Source organism: Ktedonospora formicarum, assembly GCF_016587355.1.
Lineage (GTDB): Bacteria > Chloroflexota > Ktedonobacteria > Ktedonobacterales > Ktedonobacteraceae > Ktedonobacter > Ktedonobacter formicarum.
The window spans coordinates 850,304-875,530 of sequence record NZ_BNJF01000001.1 but is presented as its reverse complement, the minus strand read 5'-3'; the positions used below and the strand labels follow the sequence as shown (position 1 = coordinate 875,530).

Genomic DNA, 25,227 nt, shown 5'->3' with positions numbered 1-25,227 from the left:
TATAATCACAACGTGTTCGCGATTATAAAGGCGGACACATATTCGGGTGTGGCCAAGCGGTAAGGCAGCGGTCTTTGGAACCGCGATCCCAAGTTCGAATCTTGGCACCCGAGCCACTTTCTACTTTGAATTAGGATTGTATGTCCTCCTCAGACATTAGCATGCTAATGTCTGATTTGCTGTTTGTGCAAGAAAGTGCACAAGCGCAAAGGAACTGGTTTGCAACCCAATTTGCTATCGCGAGAAACCTGAAAGGAGACGCGGCGTCGCCTACTTTCGCCTGACAGGGGTCTCACGCCGCACACGCTATGAATACTTATGCGACCGTGGTACTTGCCGCTGGCAAGGGAACACGGATGCGTTCCAAGCTACATAAGGTACTACACCGGCTCGCCGGGTCACCTCTTCTTGAACATGTACTTAAGGCTGTTGAGGCCATCCCTTCTACACCTATTTTTGCCCCACTCCGTGCTTCTGTCTCCACTCATCGCCCGGTCGTAGTGCTTGGGCATGAGTCCGAGCAAATAGAGGCTGCTTTTGGTGAGCGCTGCCATTATGCGATCCAGGAAGAACAACTGGGGACCGGGCATGCTGTACTGGCAGCCAGGGAGGCTGTGGATGCGCTTAACCCTTTACCCGATACGGTCCTTGTTTGCTATGGCGACACCCCTTTGGTGCATCCAGACATCTTTGCCGGGATTGTGGCTGAACATATTTTGCACAAAGCGACTATTACCTTCTTGACCGCGCGTGCCAACGGCCCCTCCGATTTCGGGCGTATCGTGCGCGATGAGCAAGGGAATGTGCAGGGTATTGTCGAGGTCAAGCGCGCCACAGAGCAACAATTGCGTATTACCGAGATTAACTCGGGCGTATATTGCTTTGATCGGGCCTGGCTCTGGTCTGCCCTTGAGAACCTGCCGCGTAACCCTGCTGGCGAGTATTATCTGACGGACCTGATAGAGATCGCCAGCCAGCAAGGGCGTGAGATTGCCACTGTTGAGGGCACGTTGGATGAGACAATAGGTATTAATAACCGTCTTCAGCTTGCCCAGGCTGAACAGGTATTGCGCCAACGTATTCTGGAACGCCACATGTATGCGGGTGTGACGATTCTTGATCCCGCCACCACCTATATTGATGACGAGGTCGAGATCGGCTGCGATACGGTTTTGTTGCCAAACACCATCTTGACGGGTCGTACTGTGATTGGCGCGGAATGCTCCATCGGACCCAGTACCACCATTGATCAGTCCGTAGTTGGCTCTCGTTGCTCCATTCGCAACTCTGTTGTGGAAGAGGCGACGCTTGAAGATGATGTGCGGGTCGGCCCCTTTAGCCATTGTCGCCCTGGTGCGCACCTGGCAAGTGGGGTTTATCTAGGTAACTATGCCGAGGTCAAGAACTCCTATTTGGGACCACAAACGCAGATGCACCACTTTAGTTATGTGGGCGACGCGACGGTGGGAAGTGGGGCCAATATTTCGGCTGGCTCTATCACTTCCAATTTTGATGGAAAAGCTAAACATCGTACTATTATAGGAGAGGGGGCTTTTATCGGGTGTGATACCACACTTGTTGCTCCTGTCACTGTAGGCGATCGTGCATATACTGGCGCGGGGGCGGTCGTCAATCGCGATGTTCCCGCCGATACACTTGTTGTTGGGGTGCCTGCTCGCTTCTTACGCTCACTCAAGCAAGAAGAAGATGCCAGCGCTACCGCCAGCGAGAAACAATAGGCTGTGCTCGTGTAACAAAGGCTTATGCCTTTGCGTATAAAGTGTATTCCACTTTCCTTTGCGAAAATCGATCTGGTTTTCGGAGCCAGTGCTCAGTTTTCGCAGAGGAAATGTACACGAGCATATTTTGAAAGGCAGTTAAAAAACTATGGACGGCCCTGAACTAGGTAGTTTAGCCGCCGCAATCGATTTCCACATACCCAGTCTCAATGGGGAGGCATGGTTGCAGATTTCAGTTCTGCTTATCATGCTGATCCTCTGTGGTGTGGCCTCTGCTGCTGAGACAGCACTAACCTCTGTCAGTCGTATTAAGCTCAAGAATCTCATTGACGAGGGCGATCAACCCGCGCTTGAGATTGAGCGTCTCCTTGCCGAACCCAACGCTTTTCTCTCCACGATCCTGGTTGTAAACAGCGTTGCCGTTATCGTTGCCTCTAGTATGGCGACGGTTCTGGCTCTGAGCTTTTCGTCCTCCTGGGGAGAACTTGTTGCTTCGGTCCTCATTTCCGCTGTTGTGCTTATCTTCTGTGAAATCACGCCTAAGACGGCTGCTGTACAGAACCCCATGCGTTGGGCGCGTGCGCTGGTTGGGCCAGTGCGTGGCGCGGCCTGGCTCCTGCGCCCGGTTGTCTGGCTGTTGAGCGTGATTACTACCTCCCTGGTTCGTTTGCTCGGAGGACAGGTGAAGCGCAAAGGCCCCTTCGTGACTGAGGAAGAGTTGCGCATGCTGGTTACAGTGGGAGAGGAAGAGGGCGTGCTTGAAGAGTCTGAGACTGAGATGATTCACAGCATCTTTGAATTTGCCGATACTACTGCTCGCGAAGTCATGGTGCCGCGTATTGATATGATAACGCTCGCCAGCGATGACACGGTGGCTGAGGCTGTTGACGTCGCGATGCAGGGGGGCTTCTCGCGTATTCCCGTGTATGATGCTGAGAAGGGAATGGATGAGATTATCGGTGTCCTGTATACCAAGGACATGCTTAAACAACTGCGTGAGGGGCATGATAAGAAGCTGATTCGCGATTTAGTGCGACCTGCCTACTTTGTGCCTGAGACCAAGAAGCTTGATGATCTGTTGCGCGAGATTCGTCAGAATCGCGTACATATGGTCATTGTCGTTGATGAATATGGTTCTGTCACCGGACTGGTCACAATCGAAGATTTGATGGAAGAGATTGTTGGTGACATTAAGGACGAATACGACCGGGAAGAGAATCTCTATGAGAAGGTAAATGATGACGAGTATATCTTCGACGCTAAGGTCAGTATCTATGAGTTCAACGAGATTATGGATATGAAACTGGAGGACGAGGATTACGGTACGTTGGGTGGTTTTGTTTATGCCCAACTGGATAAGATACCTTCGACTGGTGATAGCGTTCATTATGAAGGCCTGACGTTTACGGTTCTCGGTACCAAGGGGAGACGCATTCTTACGATTCGCGTCGAGCGCAAGCCGCATGTTGAGCATGAGCATGCTGATGTTTTGGTGCTTCCCACACAAGAGGAGCGTGCACAACAGGAACCTCAGAAGGAACAATATGCCAGTGTTCCTGAGGCCGAGTACCAATATCATCAGCAATCGGGAGGTGTGGCATGACGCCAAACTGGCCCGAGCGCGTGCGCGTGGTTGAGGTTGGACCACGCGATGGTTTGCAGAACGAAAAGGTGCAGATTCCTGCATCCGCGAAGATCCGCTTCATTGACTTGCTCAGTGATGCAGGTTTACCTGTTGTGGAGGCTACATCATTTGTAAGCCCGCGTGCTATTCCCCAGTTGAGCGATGCGGACGAGGTGATGACACAGATCGCAAGACATGAGGGGGTGACCTATCCCGTTCTGGTTCCCAATCTCAAAGGGATGGAGCGTGCTCTAGCCGCTGGCGTGCGTTCTATTGCTGTCTTTACTGCTGCCAGTGAAGCTTTTACCCAGCATAATATTAACGCGTCCATTGCCCAAAGCCTGGATAATTTTCGCCCTGTCTGCGATCTGGCGCGCCGTGAGGGCATCGCTGTGCGTGGTTATATTTCGACCGTCTTTGGTTGCCCCTACGAGGGTGTGGTTCCTACCTCGAAGGTATTGGAAGTCGCGGAGTCTCTCCTGGAGATGGGGGCGAGTGAACTCTCACTAGGCGACACGATTGGCGTCGCGACCCCTAATCAAGTCGTGGAGGTGCTGGATCTGCTTATCTCGAAGGGAAGCATTCCCGTATCGCGCCTGGCGGTCCACTTTCACGATACGAGAGGAACAGCCCTCGCGAATGTCTTAATGGCGTTACAACGAGGTATCAGCATTGTAGATAGCTCTGCCGGGGGACTTGGTGGATGTCCCTATGCTCCCGGTGCTGCAGGTAACCTGGCGACTGAGGACCTGGTCTATATGCTCAATGGTATGGGCATTGAGACAGGTGTGGACCTGGAGAAGCTTGTTCTGGCGACAAGCACTATTGCTCCATTTCTCGATCATGTACCTACCAGCAAATACTATCAGGCTGTTCGTTCCACTTTGCCTGTTTAGAGGGCGCAGAAAGCGATAACGAGAGGAGGCATGCAGCCCACATTGATGGTTGCATGCCTCCTCTTTTGTTATGCGGATTGCGTCCTCTTGGGCGCTTTGTGTAGCTCCCTTTAGTGTGATTGTAGGTACTTGAGAGCTGCGTTGAGCTGAGTATCTCCACCATTGAGAATCTTTTGCAGCGAGTAGTTGCCGCTATTCTCGTCGGCAGGTGTGAGCTCAACGGCATTGGTAGGCAACTTTACTACTTGATTGGGCTCGACACCGTTATCCCGAATAAACTTGCCCTTTGGCGTGAGCCACTCTTGAATGCCGAGTAGAATCGCGGAGCCATCCGAGAGCGGGAACTGTTGTAGTACCGTGCCAGTTCCAAAGGTATGCGGATCACCAATCACATAGGCGCGATTATTGTCCTTGAGAGCAGCGGTGACAATCTCAGCCGCGCTGGCTGTGTTCTCGTTGATGAGCACTACTAGCGTGCTTTTTGTATCAACCGGGCTACCTGTGACTTTGACGGGTGTCTCCTTCCCATTGCTATCCTTCTGGATGAGAACATCCCCATTTTGAATGAACATGCTGGCGATAGCGGTTGCCTCTCGGAGATAGCCACCAGGATTGTCGCGCATGTCTAAAATGTATTTTTGTGCTCCCTTGTCTTTCGCTTGTTTGAGCGCATCACGAAGTTGGTCGGAGACTCCATCCGTGAATTGTACAATCTGAATATGCGCGACCTTATCTTCAGGGATATAGTGCATAACAACACTTGGCACGTGGATTTCCTGACGTTCAATCTTAAAGGTTAATGGTTGTGAAACGCCTACGCGCTGTACTATTAGCGTAACTGTCGTGCCAGCATTGCCTTTGATGAGCTGACTGGCTGTATTGGTGTCTTTGCCTCTGACGTCCTTTCCATCAACGCTTAGGAGCACATCACCACGTTTTAAGCCAGCTTTTTCGGCAGGCGCGCCTGGAATGGTGTTCGAGATGGAAAGCTCCTTGGTTTTGGTGTCCTGGTGGAGATAAATGCCGATACCAATAAATTTACCACTGAGTTGTTGATTCTCAGACTGTACCTCTTCCGGTGTCATGAAGCGTGTATGGCCCTTATCTTGTAGAGACTCAACCATACTCTTAATCGCCGCATAAGACATATTCTTATAGTTGACAGCGTTACGGTCAACATAATGCTGATCTATGGTGTTCCATGCCTGCTGAATTAGATTGGAGTAAGCACGTGAATCCTTACTATCAGGCGTAACAGGGGAATTCCCGAAGAACTGATGGGCGAACCATCCACCAAAGAAGGCGACAACAACCAGAGCAACCAGCGTTATGAGCTGAGCGAAGATGCGGCCTATATTGCGCCGTTTAGGACGCTGATAATCCTGCTGGGGAGCAGGTTGCTGCATGTAGGGGTTATAGGGTACACCCTGCAAGTTATTATCCTGGGGTGGTGTGGTTGAAAACTGGTTGAGATCGTCATAGGCTGGCTGTTGAGGAAGCATGGGGTTATTATGTGGTTCCTCATACCAGCGGGGATCATCATATCTACTCACCGGAAGCCTCCAATATTGTATCGCGTCTTGAGTGGGTTTAATCAAAGGAACGCTATGAAAGAGGCTGTGCCGCCTCTTGTGCATTGTTAGATATACGTAACCTTATCTTAGTTGTGACATCTTACATTGTCAATCCAATAGCGCATATCTCAGGGTAATACGGTATTAGGTATACACGTTGTCTCAATGAACTCTTGTATGGTAGCAAACCCAATACATTATCGCAAGCAGGATATACGTTTGAAATGTTCGATGCTCCAAAGATAGAGGGAATTAGATATTTTTTGAACCACTCTCTTTGATTCTAATGAGGTATCGCAAAAAAATGGGGTGTTTTGACGTGTCATTAAGGAGCAAAAAGAAAAGAGAGCATAGCCTGTGAACTATACTCTCTTTTCGCGGTCTGGTATTAACGTCTTCTGTCATGTCGTCTTCCTCTGGTTGCTCTACGGAACGAACGTAAGGGGACTGACAGAAAAGAGCGACTCACGCACGGAAGCGCTTATGGTGTCGCATCCTTTGTATCGCTGCTTTGAGGTATTTCTTCGGCTTCGGCAGGAGTTGCCTTGACCTTTGACTTACCAGCGGAAGGTGGTGTCTGTTTCTTTGGCGGTTCCCATCCAGGAGCGCGAGAAACGATCATCGACATCATACGCCCTTCCATTGAGGGTGAGCGTTCGATAGTTACTGACCCTTTCAAGACTTCTGCGATGTCCTCGAGCAATTTGCGGCCAATATCGGGGTGTCGCATTTCTGCGCCTCTGAATTGGACGCTGACTCGTACTTTATCGCCTTCAGCAAGAAACTGTTGTATCTTGCGTGTCTTGACCTCGATATCATGCTCGTCGGTACGAGGACGCATTCGAATTTCTTTGAGGGTAACCGTTTTCTGATTTTTGCGTGCCTCGTTCTCCTTCTTAGCCTGCTCGTATTTGTAGCGGCCGTAGTCCAGCAGTTTACAGACTGGTGGAACTACATTGGGAGACACTTCAACCAGGTCAAGATCGCGCTCACGCGCCATCTCAAGGGCGCGTATAGGAGACATCACTCCCACCATCTCGCCGTTCTCGTCGATTACGCGAACTTCGCGAGCACGAATGCGTTCATTAATACGTGTCTCGCGTGACCGGTCGTTTCCACGAAAGTCCCTATTGATAGGCCAAACCTCCTCTTTGGTGACTACTATGTATGTCTTGAGTGTACACGTTGATGAAAGCTTTTTTGTATACACTCACTCGCGAAAAAGCACATGACATACTGATTCGCAATGACTTAGCAGCGAATGCTACAAGTATACTACGTGACCAGCTTGTTTGCAAGAGTATTTTAGCTGATCAATTACGCTCCAAGCAGCTCAGCCGCCTGCATAATGTGGCGAATGCGTGTTATCTCATCTTTATTAAGCAGAATTGAAGGGCGACCGGTGATATAGGTCTGGATAATGCCGCGCAAGTAAAGAGCGGCTTTAAAGGCTCCCATTGCTGAGGAGCCTATGCCCATACGATGTGTGCCTACCGAGACAATCTCAAAGAGGCGGTAGAGCCGCTCTTGCTCCTGGCGTGCTCGTTGCCAGTCGCCTGAGCGTGCGGCTTCGTAGAGGCGAACATAGCCTGCTGGATCAACGTTTCCCAGACCTGGTACACATCCATTCGCCCCCATTAGCAGAGCCGCGTCTACAAGCAGTTCTGATCCGGTAAAGACCTGGATATCGTTTCTTGGTCCCATATCCATTGCCAAGCTCCGGAAGTTGGCTTCATCGCCGCTGCTATCCTTGATGCCGCAGATAAGGTGCTCATCTGCCAGTGTGCGCATTGTCTCACGCGTAATTTTGGTGTGGACGGCGGCGGGAATGTCATAGGCAAACAGAGGTATGTTCACCGCATGGTGCAGTATTCGGAAGTGTTCAATAATCTCTGCCTGACTAATGCGTGTATAAAACGGCGCGGTGACTACCAGGGCGTCAACTCCTGCTTGCTTTGCCAGGCGAGCGTGTTCCAGCACCTGGGCTGTCGTCATATCGATTACACCAGCCAGAACAGGCACCTGTCCAGCCACATTGCGGACCGTAACCTCAATGACTGTGGCTCGTTGCTTGTCGGTCAGAAACGCCGCTTCACCACTGGAACCCAGGACAAAGAGCCCATGGACTCCATTCTCAAGCTGAAAAGCGATTAGCCTCTCTAGTGATGGGATGTCGACTTCAAAGTCGGTGGTCATAGGGGTACAAAGCGGAGGTACGACCCCGATGAATCGTGTAAGGTGATGTGTCATTGATATCTGTCCTTAACCTGCTATTTCTGCTGTGTCTGACCCTTCTGCTGGATTTTCGCTATTAAATTCTGCTGCCACTTCGTTGGCCTGGTGCGATACTCGTTGACCTAGATTCAATGCGACAATCAGGACCGCGATCAGCGTCCAGCCAAATGTTAGGGTTGCAAGCGAGATACCCATGCTCGTATTTTGTGCCAGGAGGGTTCCAATAATTGGCGCAAGGGCACCGCCTAGCGCTCCCACGTTGTAGGATACACCCACTCCAACCCCACGTATATCGACCGCGAAGTGTTCAGCCAGATATTTCGGGTGCAGTCCAGAAATGCCGCTGCTAGTAAACTGGAGCAGGCAGGCCAAAATACCCAGTAGCAGAATGCTGGATTTGCCAATGATAAAGACTGGGATAATAAGGAGCAGTGAGATGAGCCACATGTAAATGTAGGAGTTTCTTGTGCCTACCCAGTCTCCAAGGAATCCAGAGAAGATAGTGCCCAGAAGGTAGCCAAAATTTGCGATAAACATTACCTGCCCTACACCGTTTGGATCATAGCCAATCGATTTCAGATAGGTAGGCATGAGCGATTGAATAGGCCAGCTTAGCATAAAGGCGGAGAAAATAAAGAAGGTCATAACCAGAAAAACTGGCAACCATCGTGGGGTGAGCAGACGGAAGAATGAGACTCCTTCGCTATTCTTCCCCGCTTTCTGCGCGTTATTCCAGTCCGTGCTCTCCGGGAGATTGGCGCGCATATAGATAGTAAGGAAGACTGGTATGATGCCTAGATAGAAGAGGGCTCGCCAGCTAAAATGGGTAATGATATATGGATAGATTAGCGAGACGATAATACTTCCAACCGTATATCCTGAGAGGAGAAAGGCGCTTGCCCGGTTGCGCAAGTGCTTAGGCCAACTTTCCAGCACATAGGTCGCGCTGGCACTGTATTCACCAGCCATGCCGAGGCCCACGATCAGACGGAAAGCGAAGAGGGACCAGTAGTTCCAGGAGAAGCCACAAAGGAAGGTGCCGACAGCATAGAGCCAGATACCGATAATCATGGCCTTCTTGCGTCCTACTTTGTCCGCGATGCTGCCAACAACCGCGCCACCGAGCCAACGCGTGATGAAGGCTGCGCTGATAAGAGTGCTGGCTTCAACGAGCGTGAGTTGAAAGTCTTTTGCGATATTCGTCAGGGCATATGTGATCAAGACGAAGTCAAAGCCATCGAGCGCGTACCCAAGCCAGGCAGCCCAGAATGCTCTTCCCTGTGTTCCACTCAGTTGCTTGTACCAGGGCTGTGTTCCAACATCCGTTGTCATGATTTCCTCCTTTGGATAGTACTGCCGCGCAGCCTACATTTTTCTCGTTCGCCTAACCGCATCACAACCTGATGTATGCTTTGGCTGTGGCGTGTATATGAGCGTAAACACTACTCTCTGGCTTCACCCATAGCGTCGTGCCGATGATCTCCCTCTGGCAAAATATTGATTAAATTCTATATAATGGGCATGCGGAACGTGATGTGTGAGAAGCCAGGTTATTTCGTATGCATGAGCGAGTTTCCTAACAATACCTTACTAGCACTAACTTGTAGGATGTCCTACAAGTTAGTGCTAGTATAAAATATGAGAAAGCAAGGAGTCAAGTTGTGACGTCATCAGATTGGGCACCATATGGCGCTGTTTTACAGCGATCTGTTCCTGATCGCATTAAGCAATACATTCTTGATCAACATCTGGAGAGTGGGGCGGAACTGCCTAGCGAGTCGGAGCTGGCGAGTCAGCTTGGCATCAGCCGCAACGCCGTGCGCGAGGCTATCAAGATATTGCAGACACTAGACATTGTAGAGACACGCCATGGTCAAGGAACGTTTGTTGGAAAGCTCTCACTCAATGCTCTGGTAGATGGGCTGGCTTTTCGGGTACTCTTTGATGGCGAAGAGCATTTGCGAACATTGCGCGAGCTATTGGAGATTCGTCAGGTATTGGAATGTGGCTTAATTCAGCGTGTGCCTCGAACAATTCCTGCTGAACATATAACCGAGCTCTATCAACTCGTTGAGGCGATGGAGACCCAGGCGGAGCAAAACGCGCTGTCGCCACAAGAGGATCGCGCGTTTCATGACGTTCTCTATCGCTCACTTGATAACAAGCTGCTGATCCAGATCCTTCAGGCATTTTGGGATGTCTTTCAGCGCGTGCGCCAAACGCTGCCCGGAATCCCTCCGCATCCTCAAATTACCGCGCAGGCACATCGTCGCATCGTTGACGCAGTTGCCGCTCGCGACGTACATGCCGCCGCCGCCGCCATGCAGGAGCATTTCAGAGGTATCTCGAATTGGGTTCTTGAAAACCCTCAAGAATAGTGGGAGCTATCCTACACCAGGAACACAGCCCACGGTGGATGCAGCGCTGCATCCACCGTGGGCTGTGTTCCTGGTAGAAGGAAGGATTACCGCACTAACTAATTTGTGGCGCTAACCTTAATGGTGCGCGCGCGTGCGTGCTCGGCCTTGGGCAAGCGCAGGGTCAGGATACCATCGTGATAGCTGGCGTTGGCCTTATCGGCGCTGATGGGTGTGGGAACTGTAAAGCTCTGCTGATACTCACTGGTTTGGAAACCATGATGATGAACCGTGGCGCCTTCAGGAATCTCAACCTTGCTCCGCCATTTCAGGCTTATGGTATCCTGCTGCACATTGATCTCTACATTGTCGGGGTTGACACCAGGCATAGGTACCTGGAGTGTGAACTCCTCAGCCGTCTCATAGAGGTTGGCTGGTGTGACACGGTTGAATGCATTGAATGAGCGTGGGGTGAGTACGCTGTCCTCGAAGAGGCGATCCATCGCATCGCGCAAAGTAACGAATTCATTGAATGGGTTGTAGCGAGTAATGTTAGCCATAGTTGATAGCTCCTTTTATCTTGTCAAAATCTGTTGTTTTTATGCGCTCGGACGAAGCCCTTTGGAGTCGTCCGTTGCTGTATATCTTTGTTTCTGTCGATAGTATAAGCCTTCGAGTGTTAGAAGAACGTAAAAGGTATATAAGAGATGTGTTAGAATTCTTGATAATGTGTCTATCAAACTTTTGCGTCCAGAGAGGAATAACCATGAGTTATCTACTTGTTCTGCACACAAAACGGAATGCGCGAGCTCAATGCCTATTGCTGCCTACTTGCCTTGCTTACAATGGGAGGCGTGAATGTGTAAAGAATTGTAAGATTATGTAACTCTCCGTAAAACCGCTTTGGGTATAAAATTGGGTGTAGATTTCCTCTCATGGTGCTCATCGTCTCAAGAGGCCTCTATGCTTCGATACATGACGAGAGCCCATGGATAGATGCAATACTAGAGCATACTATCTATGGGCTCTCCCACATATCGCAATAATTGTTGCCAACAACGGTGGGGTTATTCGGCCATAAAGGTCAGACATTCCCAATCCTGAAATGCCTGGAAGAGGCAGTTCATCTTAGGCCACCAGTAGTCGCGGCGGGAGCCATTGGTAGCATCCCATACCGGCATGAAGAGCCAGTCGATAATACCGAGGCGATAGTCGCGCAATAGCTCATTCCAGCTGTAGGTATTGACTCCTTGGGCGGTGAGGGTTTGGTAGAAGCGGCGTAAGGCTTGCTGCTCACGTTGACCCTCTTGACGCTGTGCCCGCGTCCAGAAGGTCGCCATAAGATTGGCGAGGTCCTCGCCCCCAATATGGACCTGCGGACTCTGCCAGTCGATCAAGTATGTGGGACCGGGTTGCTGGCGAGATACGAGGAAGTTGGAGAAATAAGCATCGCCATGAACCAGGGTGAGCTGCTTCCCCGAAGAAAAACGAGGATTGAGCTGCTTCTCCCACAAGCGTGGCAGGAGCTTCAGACATGCCTCATAGCCGGAGCGTACCTCTTCAGGGAGAGGGTCATTGGCAGTCAATTCCAGCACCTGAGCCCACAGGTCAGCATAGTACTGGACAAAGCGTTTGACGGGTGTAAATTGCGTTTCCCAGATGTCAGCCCTTGCCATAGGAGTCTTGAGCAGGGGATGCTCCCACCAATAGGCTTGAAGCATTGCCAGAGTATCAATTACGGCATCAATAGAAGAGGGTTGAGGTACACTACCGAGTGTCGTAATAGTCTCTGCACGGGTAATCGGTTCACGATGTGTCTCAGAGACATCAAGCATCAGAATGTAGGAATTTTTACTTTCCTCATCATATGCGGCGGCGTAGCATGGCACGAGGACCTTGGGATGATCGGAGAGATGTGCTATGGTCTGATAGAAAAGGACTTCACGCGCCTGTGCTCGTTTACACCAATCTTCCTGGGTGTTGCGTTTGAGTACAAAATGCGTAGGCAAGCCAGTTGACTCGCTAGAATAGCTCACGTGCAGGCGTTGAGTCTGCGAGTTGAAGACCGAGCCAATATGTTCGCTCTCGACTGTGATGACCGTTCCATGAGATAAATATCCTGTATGTTGCAAGACCTGGGTTAGCCATTCAGGCGTGGCTTCACCGTGTATTGCTAGCGCCTCACTCGTCATCTGGTTCCCTCCTTTTCAACTATGACACTCAGCCCCATGAAGATGAACCCGGGGCTCACCACCCTAAAGTAGTGTTTAGATGGTGAAGGTGGTTGTTGTGCGGATAAAAAGGTATGCGCATCACAGGGATAATTATACCTTGTAAAAGGTATATAGAATGACGATTATAAATTCTTGTTAATGCAATGATCAAACTTTGTGTGCTCGACGAGGAAGGGCCATTCTGCTACAATGAGAGCCATAAAATCTATGCTCCCTCCTTATGTGAAAACTTGAGCGCGCTGCGGTGGTGCCTTGCCCTCGTTTGAGAGGGTGGTTTTTGCATGAGATCTTCTATGAGATCTTCTATATGTATAGGGAATAGCGATTGCATGCACAACTTTGTGCTCTGAGAGGTTTGTTGAGGTGTCTGTACAAGAGAAACCCGAGACGCGACTCATTGACTATGTGTTAAAACGAGGCGTAGCACTGGTTGAGAAGGAGGCAGAACTGCGTCGCCTGCTCCTTGAAGGCAATAACGGAGAGCCGCTACGCGTAAAACTAGGTGTCGACCCAACCCATTATGATCTGACCATTGGGCACGCGGTTGTTTTCCGCAAGTTGCGCCAGTTCCAACAACTGGGCCATAAGCCCGTGGTGGTGATTGGTGACTGGACCGCGCGCCTGGGTGATCCTAGTGGGCGTGTGGAAGCGCGTAAGCCGCTCACTGAGGAGCAGGTGAACTCGAATGCCGCGACCTATCTTGATCAGTTTTTCCGCATCGTTGACCGTGAGAAGACTGAAGTGCGTCGCCAGAGTGAGTGGTTTGATAAGTTCTCGCTGGGCGATGCCATCAAATTGCTGGGTTACAAGACCGTGGCCCAGATGCTTGAGCGTGATGATTTCTCCAAGCGCTACAAGGGCGGTATCGAGATCTATCTGGCCGAGTTTATGTATCCACTACTCCAGGGATATGATTCAGTAGCGCTGAAGGCCGATGTTGAACTTGGCGGCACCGATCAGACCTTCAATCTACTGGTGGGACGCGAGTTGCAGCCAACCTTTGATCAGAAACCACAACAGATCTTGACCGTCAACCTGATTGTAGGTCTGGATGGTGTGAAGAAAATGGGCAAGTCGTTGGATAACTATATCGCCATCACTGCCCCGCCAGAGATATGTATGGCAAACTTATGTCGTTGCCCGACCATGCCATGCGCACCTACTTTGAAGCATTAAGTGATATCTCAACAGAAGAACTGGATGAGTTTGATGCTAAGATGAGTGAGGGAACGCTCAATCCTCGCGATGTGAAGCGTCGTATGGCGCGTGAGATTGTGGCTGAATTCCATACGCTGGATGAGGCTCATGAGGCGGAAGAAGCTTTTATTCGCCAGTTCTCAGAGCGCAAACTGCCAACCGATATTCCATCCTTTGCGCTGTCCACGCCAATCAACATTGTTGAGCTGATGGTGCAGGCCGGGCTAGCAGCCAGCAATAATAAAGCCCGCGAACTCATTAAGCAGGGTGGTGTCTCGCTCTTCCTGAAGGGTGAGAGCGGAGAGGCGACGCGTATTACAGACGTTGAGTATACCGTTCCGGCTGAGCCTGGGGCGATTCTCAAAGTGGGCAAACGCCAGTACATTCGCCTGCAAGCGTAAGAGCGTGCCTGCTGCTCTGTGTGAGGGAGGCGCATCCTTTGCGTTCTCCCTCTTCTTTATGTATTTGTATCGATGAAAATCAAACTTATGCGGCTCTTTTCTGAGACCGTGTGATTAGGAGGGCTCAACATATGCCAGAGGCGATAATTGGCGTTATCGGGGGTAGTGGACTCTATCAGATGGAGGGGATGAGCGAAGTGGAAGAGATCGCAATTGAGACTCCCTTTGGCGCTCCGAGCGATACGATTACGCTTGGAAAAGTCGAGGGTGTTTCGATGGCTTTCCTGCCGCGCCATGGGCGCGGACATCGCTTCAGTCCTTCCGAAGTTCCCTCGTGCGCGAATATCTGGGCTTTAAAGAGCCTTGGCGTCCAGTATGTGATATCAGTGAGTGCTGTGGGGAGCCTGCGAGAGGACTATGAGCCACGCGACCTGGTTATTCCAGACCAACTCTTTGATCGCACCAAGAGTCGTGTGAATAGCTTCTTTGAGGGGGGAATCGTAGCGCATTGCCCCTTCGCAGACCCCTTCTGCCCTGAGCTTAGTGCTATTCTGCTAGAGAGCGCACGCGCTCTAGGTGATGTAACTGTGCATAAAGGCGGCACCTATGTCTGTATGGAGGGTCCCCTCTTCTCCACCAAGGCCGAGTCGAATCTGAATCGTAAGTTAGGCTTTGATTTGATTGGCATGACGGCTCTGCCAGAGGCTAAACTGGCTCGCGAAGCCGAACTCTGTTACGCGGTTATCGCTTGCGTTACCGATTATGATTGCTGGCATGAGGCGCATGATGCGGTCAGCGTAGAGATGGTTGTTAGTAATTTGAGCGCGAATGTCGCCAACGCGCAACGTATCCTGCGCCTGGCTGCACAGAAGTTAGCTCCAACGCGTGAAGATGTGAGTTGCCGGTGTGAGAGCGCTCTTGCGAGTGCGATCATGACTGACCCCGTCCGCATTCCTCAAGAAGTAAAAGAGAAATATAGCTTGCTTGTTAGTAAGTATCTTGCGTAGTTTAGTGTGGCTTACTCCGCGAGTTTTGGGGAAGAAGGTGATGATATACTTGAGTGGCATGCCAGCACCTTCTTCTCTATGAGGGAAGCATGAGAACGTGCCAGTGATGATGGCTATCTCGGCTTTCTGAGCCACCTGGGAGAGTGCTTGACAAGTGGTGTGGATAGGAGTACAATACGTCTCGTCCCGTGAAGGAAAGACAACACTAACGGGGCGGACCGATTTTCTTCCGGTCCTGTCGGTCGGCGTAATTGGGGCCTGCGCGGCAGATGTCTATGAATCCCGTCAGGTCCGTGAGGAAGCAGCGGTAAGTGGACCTCCCTGGGTGACGTAGGGTTACCCGATTGCGCTGACCGGCAGGACCGGGTGAAAGTCGGTTTTTCGTTGTCTGTCGCACTGTTTTTGGCTCTCGAATGGCTGGCTTGCCACCTCGATACGATGAGACGTTATAGTATGGTGTATCTCTCGTAGATACTGTTCTCTGGAAACAGGGGGTCGGTTTGTGGCCCGTCATAAAGTAGTCCAGGCGGGAGTATTTGATGGCCTCACAAGCGCTCTACCGTAAATGGCGTTCCCAGACCTTTTCTGAGGTTGTTGGACAGGAAGCCGTTATTCAAACCCTTCGTAACGCACTCAAGAGCGGCAAGCTCGCTCATGCGTATCTCTTTACCGGACCTCGTGGTACTGGCAAAACGACGACTGCTCGCCTCCTCGCAAAAACTATCAACTGCTTGAACCCTAATCACGGCGAACCATGCAATGAATGCCTGCAGTGCCGTGAGATTACCAATGGTAGTTCATTTAATGTAATTGAGATTGATGCCGCCTCCAATCGCGGCATTGATAGTATTCGTGAACTTCGTGAGAAGGTGATGGTGCCTCCCACAGGCGCTCGCTATAAGGTCTATATTCTCGACGAGGCTCATATGCTCACCGTGGAGGCATTTAATGCCCTGCTTAAGACGCTAGAAGAGCCTCCCCCTCACGCTATTTTTGTCCTGGCAACTACCGATGTGCATAAGTTGCTGCCCACCGTTCTCTCGCGCTGTCAGCGTTATGACTTTAAGCGCTTTAACCTGCGCCAGATTGTCATGCACCTGACGCATGTTGCTGAGGATGAACAGATTCGCCTGGAAGCAGGAGCCGCCGAGTTGATTGCCCGAGCTGCCGCCGGTGGAATGCGTGATGCTTTGAGTTTGCTGGATCAGGCCATCGCTTATTCCGGCCATGAGGTTTCGCTGACTCAAGTACAGACGATGCTAGGTGTTGCCGATCCACGCGCGATTCAGAAGTTCATTCTCTATGTCGCCCACCTTGAGAGCCCCAATGGATTACATCTGATCTCTGAGTTGATGGAGTCGGGGGCCGATTTACGCCAACTCAATGTACAGATCGCTGAGTTCTGGCGCTCCATGCTGCTGGCGCGCGCAGGTGCAAACATCGCTGAGATTACTGATAGCACCGATGAGGAGATTCGCGAAATCAAGGAGGCGGCAGAACTCTTCCGCCTGGACGAGTTGATCGAGTGCGCGCGCATCTTTGCGCAAAATGATCTGGTACAGAAGAGCCAGGGGACACCACAGCTTGGTCTTGAGCTGGCCTTTTTGAGTTGTGTCGAGTTACATCGCCGCGCTCAGAGTGGTGAGTCTGTCCTGGCTGTTGAGACTTCAACCACACCATCCCCACCTGCCCAGGCTCGTCCCGCAGCCCCTCAAGCTCGTTCTACCGCCAGTCAGATCACGTCCGTACAATCACCAATGTCAGGTCCGGTTAATCTTCCCCGTTCCGCGATGCCCCAGCCAACCCGCGAGCCTGAGATACAGCGCGCCGCGTTTGCTGTGCCACAACCCTCGCAGCCGGAGGTGGAGGAAGGGCTACCCCATCAAGCTATGCCAGCCAGATTGGGGAATCAGGACCTCGCTGATGAAACGCCCTCCGAGGACCAGACCTTGACCACCTCAACTCCCGTGACACGCGAGGAACTTACCGACGGCGCCCCTTATGAGGAACCTGCGCTTTCGATTGAAGATGTCCGCGAGAAGTGGGAGTATGTGAAGCGGCGTGTGAAGACCAAGAAGAATGGGGCCAAGATCGCGGCCTTCTTGAATGGGTACGTGCTGGTCTCTGTACAGCAGGCGCAAGGGGTCCCCATTGTGGTCATCCAGGCGAATTATGACTTCCATTATCAGGCTCTACAATCCGCTGAGCCACAGAGCTTTATTGAGTGGGCTCTCAAGGTTGAGCTTGGTGTGGAGTGCCGCCTGAAGATGTTATCACCAGGCACGAGCATACAAGGCCAGAGCGCGATGCTTCCGCCTCCACCTCCTCCATCACCTGCACCTGGAACAAAGAAGGACGTGAGTGGTGCTTTAAACATGAAGATGCCCACACTCACAGTGCAATCGGTCCATGTCGAGCGTCCAGTGGAATTTGCTCTGCGTCCGGCCCAATCGGAGCCGAGTGTTCCACCTACACCGCCTCTGCCTCCGCCTGACATACAGCCATCCATTACGCCACCTGTGGCGACAGTGGCAACTTCTCTGGTACAGACGGCACCTCTTGCCAGAACGCAACCAGTGCGCGAGAATATATCTGTACCACCTCCTGCCAGGGATCAGATATACCTGGACGAATCACGTCATGAGTCAGTCTCGCGGAAAGCGCCAGAAGATCCTGTGGTGCAGGAAGTTATGCGGATGTTTAAGGCCGATATTAAAGATATTCGACTGAAATAAGAAGGGAACGTCACCTATGAATATGCGAGAGCTTCAGAAGATGCAGCAGCGTCTCTTGAAAATGCAAGAGGATCTTGAGAAGAAGGAATATACCGGTACCGCTGGCGGCGGCGCGGTCACTATTCAGATGAGCGGTAAGTATGAGATCCTGGGCGTCAAAATTGATCCAGAGGCGTTCAATGCCGAAGACATCGAGGAGCTTGAGGTCATGGTGAAGGCTGCCGCCAAAGATGCCTTTGACAAGGTGTCAGATGCTCAGCAGAAACTTGTCAGCAATGCCACGGGAGGTATGCGCATCCCTGGACTGTTCTAGCATGGAGGACCGGTGAGCGATATTGCCCCACCAGTTGCAGCGCTGGTAGAAGAGTTTGCCAAGCTGCCAGGGATCGGCATTAAGTCAGCGCAACGCCTGACCTTCTTTATCCTGCGTAGCCCAAATGACCAGGCTCGCCGCCTGGCTGAGGCCATTATTCGGGTGAAGGAGAGTATCGTCTACTGTTCGCGCTGCTTCAATATTACCGAGAAGGACCCCTGCCCTATTTGTAGTAATCCCAGTCGTGAACAAGGCGTGGTGTGTGTTGTCGAGGAGCCATTGGATGTGCTGGCTTTGGAGAAGACCGGCGCATATAAAGGATTGTATCATGTTCTGCATGGTGCGCTCTCTCCCATGAATGGCATCGGACGCAAAGAGCTACGCATTGATGAATTGCTTAAGCGCCTGGAACATGAGGAGATTCGCGAGGTCATCTTCGCGACTAATCCCGGCTTTGAGGGCGATTATACAGCCGGGACCATCAAGCTCTACATTAAGAATGAGCTGCATCGTCCCGACCTGCATATCACTACTCTGGCACGTGGACTCCCTATTGGCGGCGATTTAGAGTATGCCGATGAGGACACTCTAGGACGAGCTATCGAGGGTCGACGAGAACTATAAAAGATCAGGATACAGCTATCCCGCTGTATCCTGATCTTTTTCTCCTGTAATGCGTTCTTGTAGCGAGAAGCCGTGCGACACGGCTTGACAGGTTGTTGAACATATGGTACTCTTGTTCTAATTTCTGGGAGATAGTGAATTGGGGAGGATATATTTCCGCTTTTGGAACCCCACCAGGGAATAGAGTAAGTGTACGCAGTAAATCGTCGTTGCCCATGTGCCAGGGAGAGGCATGGAGCGCAAGAGAAGTCAGAACGGCGCAGCCAGATATCTTTTTGTGCCTGTTTTAGGGGAGATGGCGAGACGGTTTACCAGGTTTGACTTTCTCCTTATACGAGAAATAACGCCGCTGGCGTGCTCAGATTTTCGTATAAGACCTTAGACTGGCTTTTAAGAGGATTGTAAAGAAGGAGGAACTCACGGGAGAGGGATGGCGAAGCAACTACTCTGCACCTCGCACCTGTGCGTTGAAGGAATCGCTAATGAGTACGAAGAAAGAGAAAGCTACAGCAGATCGCAGTAATGTCACCAGCTCAAGCGCTATGAGTGACAGGGAGAAGGCTATAGAGCTCGCGTTGCAGCAGATTGAGCGCCGCTTTGGGAAGGGTGCGATCATGAAGCTCGGCGATACAGCCAAGGTGCAAGTTGAGGCCATTCCAACAGGTTCCATCGCGCTAGACCTGGCTCTTGGCGTGGGTGGCTTGCCACGTGGCCGTATTATTGAGATCTATGGCCCTGAGTCTTCCGGTAAAACGACCCTCTGTCAACATGTTATTGCCTCGGCACAAAAAGCGGGTGGGTTCGCTGCCTTCATCGACGCTGAGCACGCCTTTGACCGTGTCTATGCTTCGCGTTGTGGCGTTGATACGAATGCTCTGCTAATTTCCCAGCCTGATACTGGCGAGCAAGCGCTTGAGATTGTGGACTCACTGGTACGCAGTAACGCTATCGACGTTGTGGTGGTCGACTCGGTTGCGGCCCTGGTGCCACGCGCTGAGATCGAGGGCGAGATGGGCGATTCGCATGTTGGCTTGCAGGCCCGCCTGATGAGTCAGGCGCTTCGTAAGCTGACCGGCGCGATCAGTAACTCCAATTGTACGGTTATCTTCACCAACCAGCTTCGCGAGAAGATTGGTGTGATGTTTGGCAACCCTGAGACAACGGCTGGTGGTAAGGCGTTGAAGTTCTATGCCTCCGTACGCCTGGATATCCGTCGTACAGACTCCATCAAGCTTGGACAGGACGTTGTTGGTAATCGCACTCGTGTCCGTGTCATCAAGAACAAGGTCGCACCTCCTTTCAAGTCCGCCGAGTTCGATATTATGTATAGCGAAGGTATTTCGCGCGAAGGCGGCCTGATCGATATTGGCCTGGAGATGGGTCTGGTGAAGAAGAGTGGCGCCTGGTTTACCGTTGGCGATATTCGTCTGGGTCAGGGCCGCGAGAACGCCAAAGAATTCTTGCGTCAGAACAGCGATGTCGCACTGGCTATCGATGAGCAGATTCGTAACAATATGAATACCTTCCGTGGCGGCGAGATCGAAGGGGTCGAAGAGGAAGAGGAAACTGAGGAAGAGATCACTCAGGCTGAGGAGAAATAAGCCGAAGCGGATACGTTCTTCCATAGCAAAGCATAATCAAAGGGTGGGATTGGCAACCTGTGTAAGGAGCTAGTCCCACCCTTTCTTGCTATCAGGCTTTGGGATTTTCCAGATCCTGTGTCGTGATCTTCTTGGGTTGTTGGCTCTCATGCAAGATGGCCGGTAGCTTCTGCTCTAGCTCGGGGTGCTGGAGACGAACCAGGGGGCGCTCCGAGGTGGCGACTAACGGTTCAAGCTCTTCGCTTTCAATTGAGGGTTGGGCCAGTGCTTCGGAGACTGGGGCGCGTTCGCGCCACCACGTCGCGATTCTGGCGGGATCAACCGCTCCCAGCTCACCTGTATCCGCCTTCTCCATTGAAAAATCAACCAGTGAATCTTCCAATGATATCTCGCGTCCAGCCTTGAGGCTCAGGTTCCATTTGTGGTCCATGATCGCGAAATAGATCTGCATGGGGTCCTGGTCCTGGGTCAGCGATTGGCGGAGCAGCAAAATGGTGGGTAAATGATAGCGCTGATACCAATCGCGTGCCGCGACCTCAAGTTTGACTGGTCGATGGACCTGCTCACTAAGTAACGCCTGATGTCCCAGAATCAGGTTATAGAAGCGCCGAGCATAAGGGCGTGGAATAGAGACATGGATCAATTCATAGATGCGTCGCTGGTACCAGCCCGGCAATACAGTGGTAAACTGCTGAATGGCGCGCCCTGTCATATCAAGTAGCGAGAAACCCCAGCGGTTAAGCGATTGGAGGAATTTTTGGGCCTGGAAGAGGGTATCGAAGTGATGCTCATTCGCCAGGCGGGCATGCTCGCGTTTGAGCCAGCGATAGCGTCGCTCGAAGTAGCGGAAATCACTATCGTCGAGCACCTGCTCATCCTCTGAGAGACCTCTTGCCTGGCGGAGATCTTCGGCCTGCCATGCCAGAGATTCGCCAAAGTGGGCCAGGTCTTGCTGACGTAGCCCTTCGCTCACAGCCTGGGGAAAGATCTCGGTCGTTTCTGCGTCTGCCATAATCGCCAGGACGCGCCGACCATCAATGCGTATGAGGGCATTGGCGAGTGAGGGATCGCCCCAATAGATGCCATGTTCATGAAGTTCAACCATCAGCACGGCGATTGCCGAAAGCAGACTATGCTTGGAGCGCCTCTTGAGTGGCAGCCGATAGAGTAGCACGTGAGGGATGACGCGTGGAGCGAGCCGGGTAATCGTGTAACCCCGATCATTATTGATCTGCTGGCGCATGCCTGGGATGCCAGGAACCTCGATGGAGAGAGGAGGAGCTGAAACGTGAGCGACTCCTATTGGGCTAAGCGCTGGTATCCCTCGTCGCTCAATTTCACGCAGGTTGCGGATCTCACGGTCTGCCATATGGGGAGTCGTCTCCTTGATGGCATACCGGGCGCCGTCGCACTCGACAAAGACAACCGGGTGGCGCGATGCTCCACGCCGAATGACTAGAAGCTCTACCCCAAGCTGTTCCCATTCATCGAGCTGGGCGTGCCATGGAAGTTGCTCCAGGCGCTTCCTATCCGCCCGGGGGACATGTAGTTGAATCTTTATGTCTTCATGTGTAATCAGGTGAAATGTGCTAATGATGTTACCTCTTCCATGTATAGTTATCTTAATCTCGTATCGCGATGTATTCTTCCTCTTTATTATGGTGTATGATATCAGGTCCTCCAGACTCTCGCAAATTAGCGGCTTGCTTATAGCGCCACGCTTCATCAATGGTCATCATCCGCGATAGGGAAACAAAGAGTAAATTGGCTCCCTTTGCCGGGTGTGCTCTCTACCTTGACGCTGCCCAGGTGATCCTCGGCGATGCGCTGGACAATTGCTAGCCCCAGACCGCTGCCACCTTTATCGCGCGTACGGGCGTGGTCCGCGCGATAGAAGCGTTCAAAGATGTGAGGAAGATCCTCTTCCGCGATTCCAATGCCTGTATCACTAACGGTAATGCAGGCAATTTGGGTCTGTTCTGAGGTGTGCGTATGGAGGGCGAGCGCCACACTTCCTGTACTTGGAGTGTATTTTAGTGCGTTATCGAGTAGAGCTATCAATGCCTGTTTGAGTGCATCGGCATCGCCATAAATCAGCGCTGGCTCTGTATGTTGTAGGAGAATGCGCGGGTAGGGAGGATGCGATTCTCCTACATGGCGATACTGGCGGAAGGCCTCTAAGACCAGACTATCCAATTCAATCAGGGTCGTGTAGTGGGTGGCTCTATGACCGGGTAAGACTGGTGGCTGGCTATCAGTGCGAGCTAGCGTTAGCAGATCGTTGACTAGTCTCCCCATGCGTTCCGCCTCAGCGTGCGTATCGACGAGGGCGGCGTTGATCTCTTCGGGCGGCAAATCGGGAGCTTTGGTGAGCAAATCCAGATTACAGCGGATAGAGGTGATAGGTGCTCGTAGCTCATGCGAGGCATCAGCTACGAAGCGTTGTTGTCGCCGGTAGACCTCTTCGAGATTGGCAAGCATCGTATTAAAGGTTTCGCTCAGAACACTAAACTCGTCGCGTGCGCGCCAGGGGGACATTGGTATGGCAACACGCTTGCTGAAATCCTGGGCCGCGCTAATAGCCTGAGCCGCATGTGTGATGCGTTGGACTGTACTGAGAACGCCGCGCGCGATGAGCCAACCACCCAGGAGCGCAAGCAGGAGAGCGAGCAGCGATCCTTCAATAATGATCTGGCGCAGGTTTACCAGGGATTGTTCTACGCTGCTTGTGCTGCGCGCCGTTTGAATCAGGTGTGGTGTGGGATATGGGTCATCATTGAGCAGCGTATAGACGCGAACCTGTTGCCCCTGATAGGTGATGGTGCTAAAGAGGCAGGAGCGAACCTGCTTATTTTCTGGGCAGGCCCCACCCCGGAGGGCGGTCTGTGCGGCTACTAGATCCCAAGGGGCGGGCGATGTTGCTTGCCCGCTGATGGATGTGCCGCCCTCCAGAGTGCCAGTGGTTGTTGCTAACAGCTCTAGCTTGGTATTTAGCACCTCAATGGAGATTCCTCCGATGCCAATGCCGCTGTCTCCAGGGAGAAGAAGAGGGTATTTGTAAGGTGAGTGAGCCATCCATTCCGGTGTTAGATCCTTACCAAGCAGCAAACCAGCAGCGCGGCTGCTAAGCGCATTGTCTAGCTCTTTATATGCCTGTTGCCTGGCTTGCTGGTAGACGATGATGCCAAAGAAGGCCAGAATGCAAACCAATAGGAGCGCATAGAAGCAAGCTAGGCGCAGGTGGAGTGGTAGATACAGACCTCTGATAGGCTTACCGCTTCTTTGTCGATGGTGAAGCTGCATAGATACATCGCTCATAGTGTATTCCTCTCTCCCTGATCGCTTGAGCGGAGCACATAGCCAGTTCCGCGCATCGTTCGTAACAGGCGCTTCTCTCCATTCTTTTCGAGTTTCTGACGCAGGTGTCCGATATACACCTCAAGCACATTTGCCCCACCTTCGAAATCATTGCCCCAGATACGCTCCATCAGCAGCCCACGTGTCAGAACCATGCGTGGATTGCGCATAAAGAGTGCGAGTAGCTCGTATTCGGTTGTACTAAGGTCTATCACGCGAGACATGCGTCGTGCCTGGCGGGTCGCGGTATCAAGTTCGAGATCCTCAAAGCAGAGGATTTCGCCTGCGGACTCAGCGGGTTGTTTTCGGCGCAGAAGTGCCTTGACGCGTGCCAGTAGCTCCTCCAGAGCGAATGGTTTCACAAGGTAATCATCGGCACCCATTTCTAGACCTGCGACGCGGTCAGCGACCGTATCGCGGGCTGTGAGCATCAATATCGCGGCTTCATTGTGTGCGGCACGTAAGCGGCGACACACCTCAAGGCCATCTATGCCTGGGAGCATGATATCAAGGATAATGACGTCGGGTCGTCGCGTTCGTGCCAGTGCCAGGGCTGCTTCGCCATCGTTCGCGCTCGATACCTGGTAACCTTCATACGCCAGACCTCGTCTGAGCGCGTCTGTAACTCGGCTTTCATCATCAACAATCAAGATGTGTGCGTTGGTGTGCGTATATGGTTGCATTATTCTATATACCGATCTACTCTATGTGTGCTTCCGGGGAGCGGCTCCAGACTTCTCTCATATTGTTCTTAGCTTGCCTTTTCGGCTTGCGTTTGTCAATGCTTCAGATGACTTTCCTGTTCAAACATCCGGGTGCGTTAGCTAGTTCGCGGAGTTGAAGTTGATGCAAAGCCATAATCTGGATGATGGTATGGGCTTGGGGCAGGCGAAAGCAGGTCGAATAGTGAGGAAGGATTTTCTTATAGTGCGGTTAAGAGGCTCTGGAAGGAGAGTGCCTGGTATGTAACAGGTACTCTCCTCCAAGATATGTAAGCGTTGCCTATACCTCGTCGGCAGAGAGGCGGCGCATTACAAGAAAGGAGACGATGCCGATCAAGGCAAGCGACCCGGCTACGATCCAGGTGATCGTCCAACCTTTACGGCTGGAGGCCGCTTCAGGCGAGTCGATGATCTCGACCCGGTGGTGATTGTTGTTGGGAGACTGGCGCTGCTCTTTCACAACTGTTGCCATGAAACTGTCATCCTTTCGTTGACCAATAAACGATCTTATGTGAAAACCAGCACCTCTCACGCGGCTAGCGCGAGTGCGTCCAGGCTGTCGCATAAGGAAAAGCCAAACCGAAATATCGCTCGGTACCTGAACAATACCT

Annotated in this window: 19 protein-coding genes, 1 tRNA gene, 1 other RNA gene and 1 pseudogene; 12 read left to right on the top strand and 10 right to left on the bottom strand. The window is 51.9% G+C overall.

All coding sequences use genetic code 11. The features are described from left to right. The first annotated feature begins 42 nt into the window (after positions 1–42). From K3T82_RS03870 to K3T82_RS03855, 4 genes are all read left to right on the top strand, one after another. Positions 43–116 (top strand) — tRNA-Gln (locus tag K3T82_RS03870). A 192-nt stretch (positions 117–308) separates the two neighbouring features. Beyond that, on the top strand, positions 309–1,739 hold the full coding sequence (gene glmU, locus K3T82_RS03865) for a bifunctional UDP-N-acetylglucosamine diphosphorylase/glucosamine-1-phosphate N-acetyltransferase GlmU (RefSeq protein ID WP_220192175.1): 1,431 nt from the start codon (positions 309–311) through the stop codon (positions 1,737–1,739). A 148-nt stretch (positions 1,740–1,887) separates the two neighbouring features. Next, positions 1,888–3,342: a hemolysin family protein gene (locus K3T82_RS03860; RefSeq protein ID WP_220192174.1), complete on the top strand. Its 1,455-nt coding sequence runs from the start codon at positions 1,888–1,890 to the stop codon at positions 3,340–3,342. Then, positions 3,339–4,259 (top strand): hydroxymethylglutaryl-CoA lyase, encoded by a 921-nt coding sequence (locus K3T82_RS03855; protein WP_220192173.1) that lies wholly within the window; start codon positions 3,339–3,341, stop codon positions 4,257–4,259. The genes K3T82_RS03860 and K3T82_RS03855 overlap by 4 nt, the downstream gene beginning before the upstream one ends. Positions 4,260–4,369: 110 nt before the next feature. Here K3T82_RS03855 and K3T82_RS03850 read toward each other — a convergent pair whose 3' ends face one another. The 4 genes from K3T82_RS03850 to K3T82_RS03835 form a co-directional block, all read right to left on the bottom strand. After that, entirely contained in the window at positions 4,370–5,812 is a 1,443-nt protein-coding gene (locus tag K3T82_RS03850; protein WP_220192172.1) for a S41 family peptidase, read from the bottom strand. Between the two features lie 502 nt (positions 5,813–6,314). After that, positions 6,315–6,968, bottom strand: coding sequence for a translation initiation factor IF-3 (infC, locus tag K3T82_RS03845; RefSeq protein WP_220195052.1), 654 nt, complete (start codon positions 6,966–6,968; stop codon positions 6,315–6,317). Positions 6,969–7,150: 182 nt separating this feature from the next. Continuing rightward, positions 7,151–8,083, bottom strand: a complete 933-nt coding sequence (locus K3T82_RS03840; RefSeq protein WP_220192171.1) for a dihydrodipicolinate synthase family protein — start codon at positions 8,081–8,083, stop codon at positions 7,151–7,153. A 12-nt stretch (positions 8,084–8,095) separates the two neighbouring features. Continuing rightward, complete coding sequence (locus tag K3T82_RS03835; RefSeq protein ID WP_220192170.1) at positions 8,096–9,400, bottom strand: MFS transporter; 1,305 nt, start codon at positions 9,398–9,400, stop codon at positions 8,096–8,098. A gap of 329 nt (positions 9,401–9,729) precedes the next feature. On the opposite strand from K3T82_RS03835, the gene K3T82_RS03830 reads away from it, so the two are divergent. Next, positions 9,730–10,446, top strand: coding sequence for a FadR/GntR family transcriptional regulator (locus tag K3T82_RS03830; protein WP_220192169.1), 717 nt, complete (start codon positions 9,730–9,732; stop codon positions 10,444–10,446). A gap of 98 nt (positions 10,447–10,544) precedes the next feature. Here the strand turns inward: K3T82_RS03830 and K3T82_RS03825 are convergent, their stop codons facing one another. Further along, positions 10,545–10,985, bottom strand: a complete 441-nt coding sequence (locus tag K3T82_RS03825) for an Hsp20/alpha crystallin family protein (protein WP_220192168.1) — start codon at positions 10,983–10,985, stop codon at positions 10,545–10,547. Positions 10,986–11,492: 507 nt separating this feature from the next. Next, entirely contained in the window at positions 11,493–12,617 is a 1,125-nt protein-coding gene (locus tag K3T82_RS03820; RefSeq protein WP_220192167.1) for an oxidoreductase family protein, read from the bottom strand. 438 nt (positions 12,618–13,055) lie between these two features. Here K3T82_RS03820 and tyrS point away from each other — a divergent pair. From tyrS to recA, 7 genes and pseudogenes are all read left to right on the top strand, one after another. After that, a pseudogene (gene tyrS / locus K3T82_RS47505) lies at positions 13,056–14,257 on the top strand (tyrosine--tRNA ligase). A 131-nt stretch (positions 14,258–14,388) separates the two neighbouring features. Then, on the top strand, positions 14,389–15,264 hold the full coding sequence (gene mtnP / locus K3T82_RS03805; protein ID WP_220192164.1) for an S-methyl-5'-thioadenosine phosphorylase: 876 nt from the start codon (positions 14,389–14,391) through the stop codon (positions 15,262–15,264). Positions 15,265–15,419: 155 nt separating this feature from the next. Then, positions 15,420–15,663, top strand: an RNA gene (gene ffs, locus K3T82_RS03800) — signal recognition particle sRNA large type. A gap of 140 nt (positions 15,664–15,803) precedes the next feature. Continuing rightward, complete coding sequence (dnaX, locus tag K3T82_RS03795; protein ID WP_220192163.1) at positions 15,804–17,999, top strand: DNA polymerase III subunit gamma/tau; 2,196 nt, start codon at positions 15,804–15,806, stop codon at positions 17,997–17,999. 16 nt (positions 18,000–18,015) lie between these two features. Continuing rightward, the gene (locus K3T82_RS03790) at positions 18,016–18,312 is read left to right on the top strand and encodes a YbaB/EbfC family nucleoid-associated protein (RefSeq protein WP_220192162.1); all 297 of its coding nucleotides are present in this window, start codon (positions 18,016–18,018) and stop codon (positions 18,310–18,312) included. A gap of 12 nt (positions 18,313–18,324) precedes the next feature. Then, entirely contained in the window at positions 18,325–18,936 is a 612-nt protein-coding gene (gene recR, locus K3T82_RS03785) for a recombination mediator RecR (RefSeq protein ID WP_236030989.1), read from the top strand. A gap of 542 nt (positions 18,937–19,478) precedes the next feature. Continuing rightward, on the top strand, positions 19,479–20,537 hold the full coding sequence (gene recA / locus K3T82_RS03780; protein ID WP_236031233.1) for a recombinase RecA: 1,059 nt from the start codon (positions 19,479–19,481) through the stop codon (positions 20,535–20,537). 91 nt (positions 20,538–20,628) lie between these two features. On the opposite strand, the gene K3T82_RS03775 is transcribed toward recA, so the two are convergent. The 4 genes from K3T82_RS03775 to K3T82_RS03760 form a co-directional block, all read right to left on the bottom strand. Beyond that, on the bottom strand, positions 20,629–21,906 hold the full coding sequence (locus K3T82_RS03775) for a DUF4032 domain-containing protein (RefSeq protein WP_220192160.1): 1,278 nt from the start codon (positions 21,904–21,906) through the stop codon (positions 20,629–20,631). A gap of 356 nt (positions 21,907–22,262) precedes the next feature. Then, complete coding sequence (locus tag K3T82_RS03770; protein WP_220192159.1) at positions 22,263–23,855, bottom strand: sensor histidine kinase; 1,593 nt, start codon at positions 23,853–23,855, stop codon at positions 22,263–22,265. Continuing rightward, positions 23,852–24,577, bottom strand: a complete 726-nt coding sequence (locus K3T82_RS03765) for a response regulator transcription factor (RefSeq protein ID WP_220192158.1) — start codon at positions 24,575–24,577, stop codon at positions 23,852–23,854. Before K3T82_RS03765 ends, K3T82_RS03770 begins: the two co-directional genes overlap by 4 nt. 319 nt (positions 24,578–24,896) lie before the next feature. Then, on the bottom strand, positions 24,897–25,088 hold the full coding sequence (locus K3T82_RS03760) for a hypothetical protein (protein WP_220192157.1): 192 nt from the start codon (positions 25,086–25,088) through the stop codon (positions 24,897–24,899). Positions 25,089–25,227: the final 139 nt, after the last annotated feature.

Excerpts from the sequence above, each read along its gene's own strand:
- K3T82_RS03860 (WP_220192174.1), top strand. The coding sequence starts at position 1,888 with ATGGACGGCCCTGAACTAGGTAGTTTAGCCGCCGCAATCGATTTCCAC.
- recA (WP_236031233.1), top strand. The coding sequence starts at position 19,479 with ATGAGTGACAGGGAGAAGGCTATAGAGCTCGCGTTGCAGCAGATTGAG.
- K3T82_RS03775 (WP_220192160.1), bottom strand. The coding sequence starts at position 21,906 with ATGGCAGACCGTGAGATCCGCAACCTGCGTGAAATTGAGCGACGAGGG.
- mtnP (WP_220192164.1), top strand. The coding sequence starts at position 14,389 with ATGCCAGAGGCGATAATTGGCGTTATCGGGGGTAGTGGACTCTATCAG.
- K3T82_RS03770 (WP_220192159.1), bottom strand. The coding sequence starts at position 23,855 with ATGAGCGATGTATCTATGCAGCTTCACCATCGACAAAGAAGCGGTAAG.
- K3T82_RS03835 (WP_220192170.1), bottom strand. The coding sequence starts at position 9,400 with ATGACAACGGATGTTGGAACACAGCCCTGGTACAAGCAACTGAGTGGA.
- K3T82_RS03765 (WP_220192158.1), bottom strand. The coding sequence starts at position 24,577 with ATGCAACCATATACGCACACCAACGCACACATCTTGATTGTTGATGAT.
- K3T82_RS03855 (WP_220192173.1), top strand. The coding sequence starts at position 3,339 with ATGACGCCAAACTGGCCCGAGCGCGTGCGCGTGGTTGAGGTTGGACCA.
- K3T82_RS03840 (WP_220192171.1), bottom strand. The coding sequence starts at position 8,083 with ATGACACATCACCTTACACGATTCATCGGGGTCGTACCTCCGCTTTGT.
- K3T82_RS03790 (WP_220192162.1), top strand. The coding sequence starts at position 18,016 with ATGAATATGCGAGAGCTTCAGAAGATGCAGCAGCGTCTCTTGAAAATG.
- K3T82_RS03820 (WP_220192167.1), bottom strand. The coding sequence starts at position 12,617 with ATGACGAGTGAGGCGCTAGCAATACACGGTGAAGCCACGCCTGAATGG.
- K3T82_RS03825 (WP_220192168.1), bottom strand. The coding sequence starts at position 10,985 with ATGGCTAACATTACTCGCTACAACCCATTCAATGAATTCGTTACTTTG.
- dnaX (WP_220192163.1), top strand. The coding sequence starts at position 15,804 with ATGGCCTCACAAGCGCTCTACCGTAAATGGCGTTCCCAGACCTTTTCT.
- K3T82_RS03760 (WP_220192157.1), bottom strand. The coding sequence starts at position 25,088 with ATGGCAACAGTTGTGAAAGAGCAGCGCCAGTCTCCCAACAACAATCAC.
- glmU (WP_220192175.1), top strand. The coding sequence starts at position 309 with ATGAATACTTATGCGACCGTGGTACTTGCCGCTGGCAAGGGAACACGG.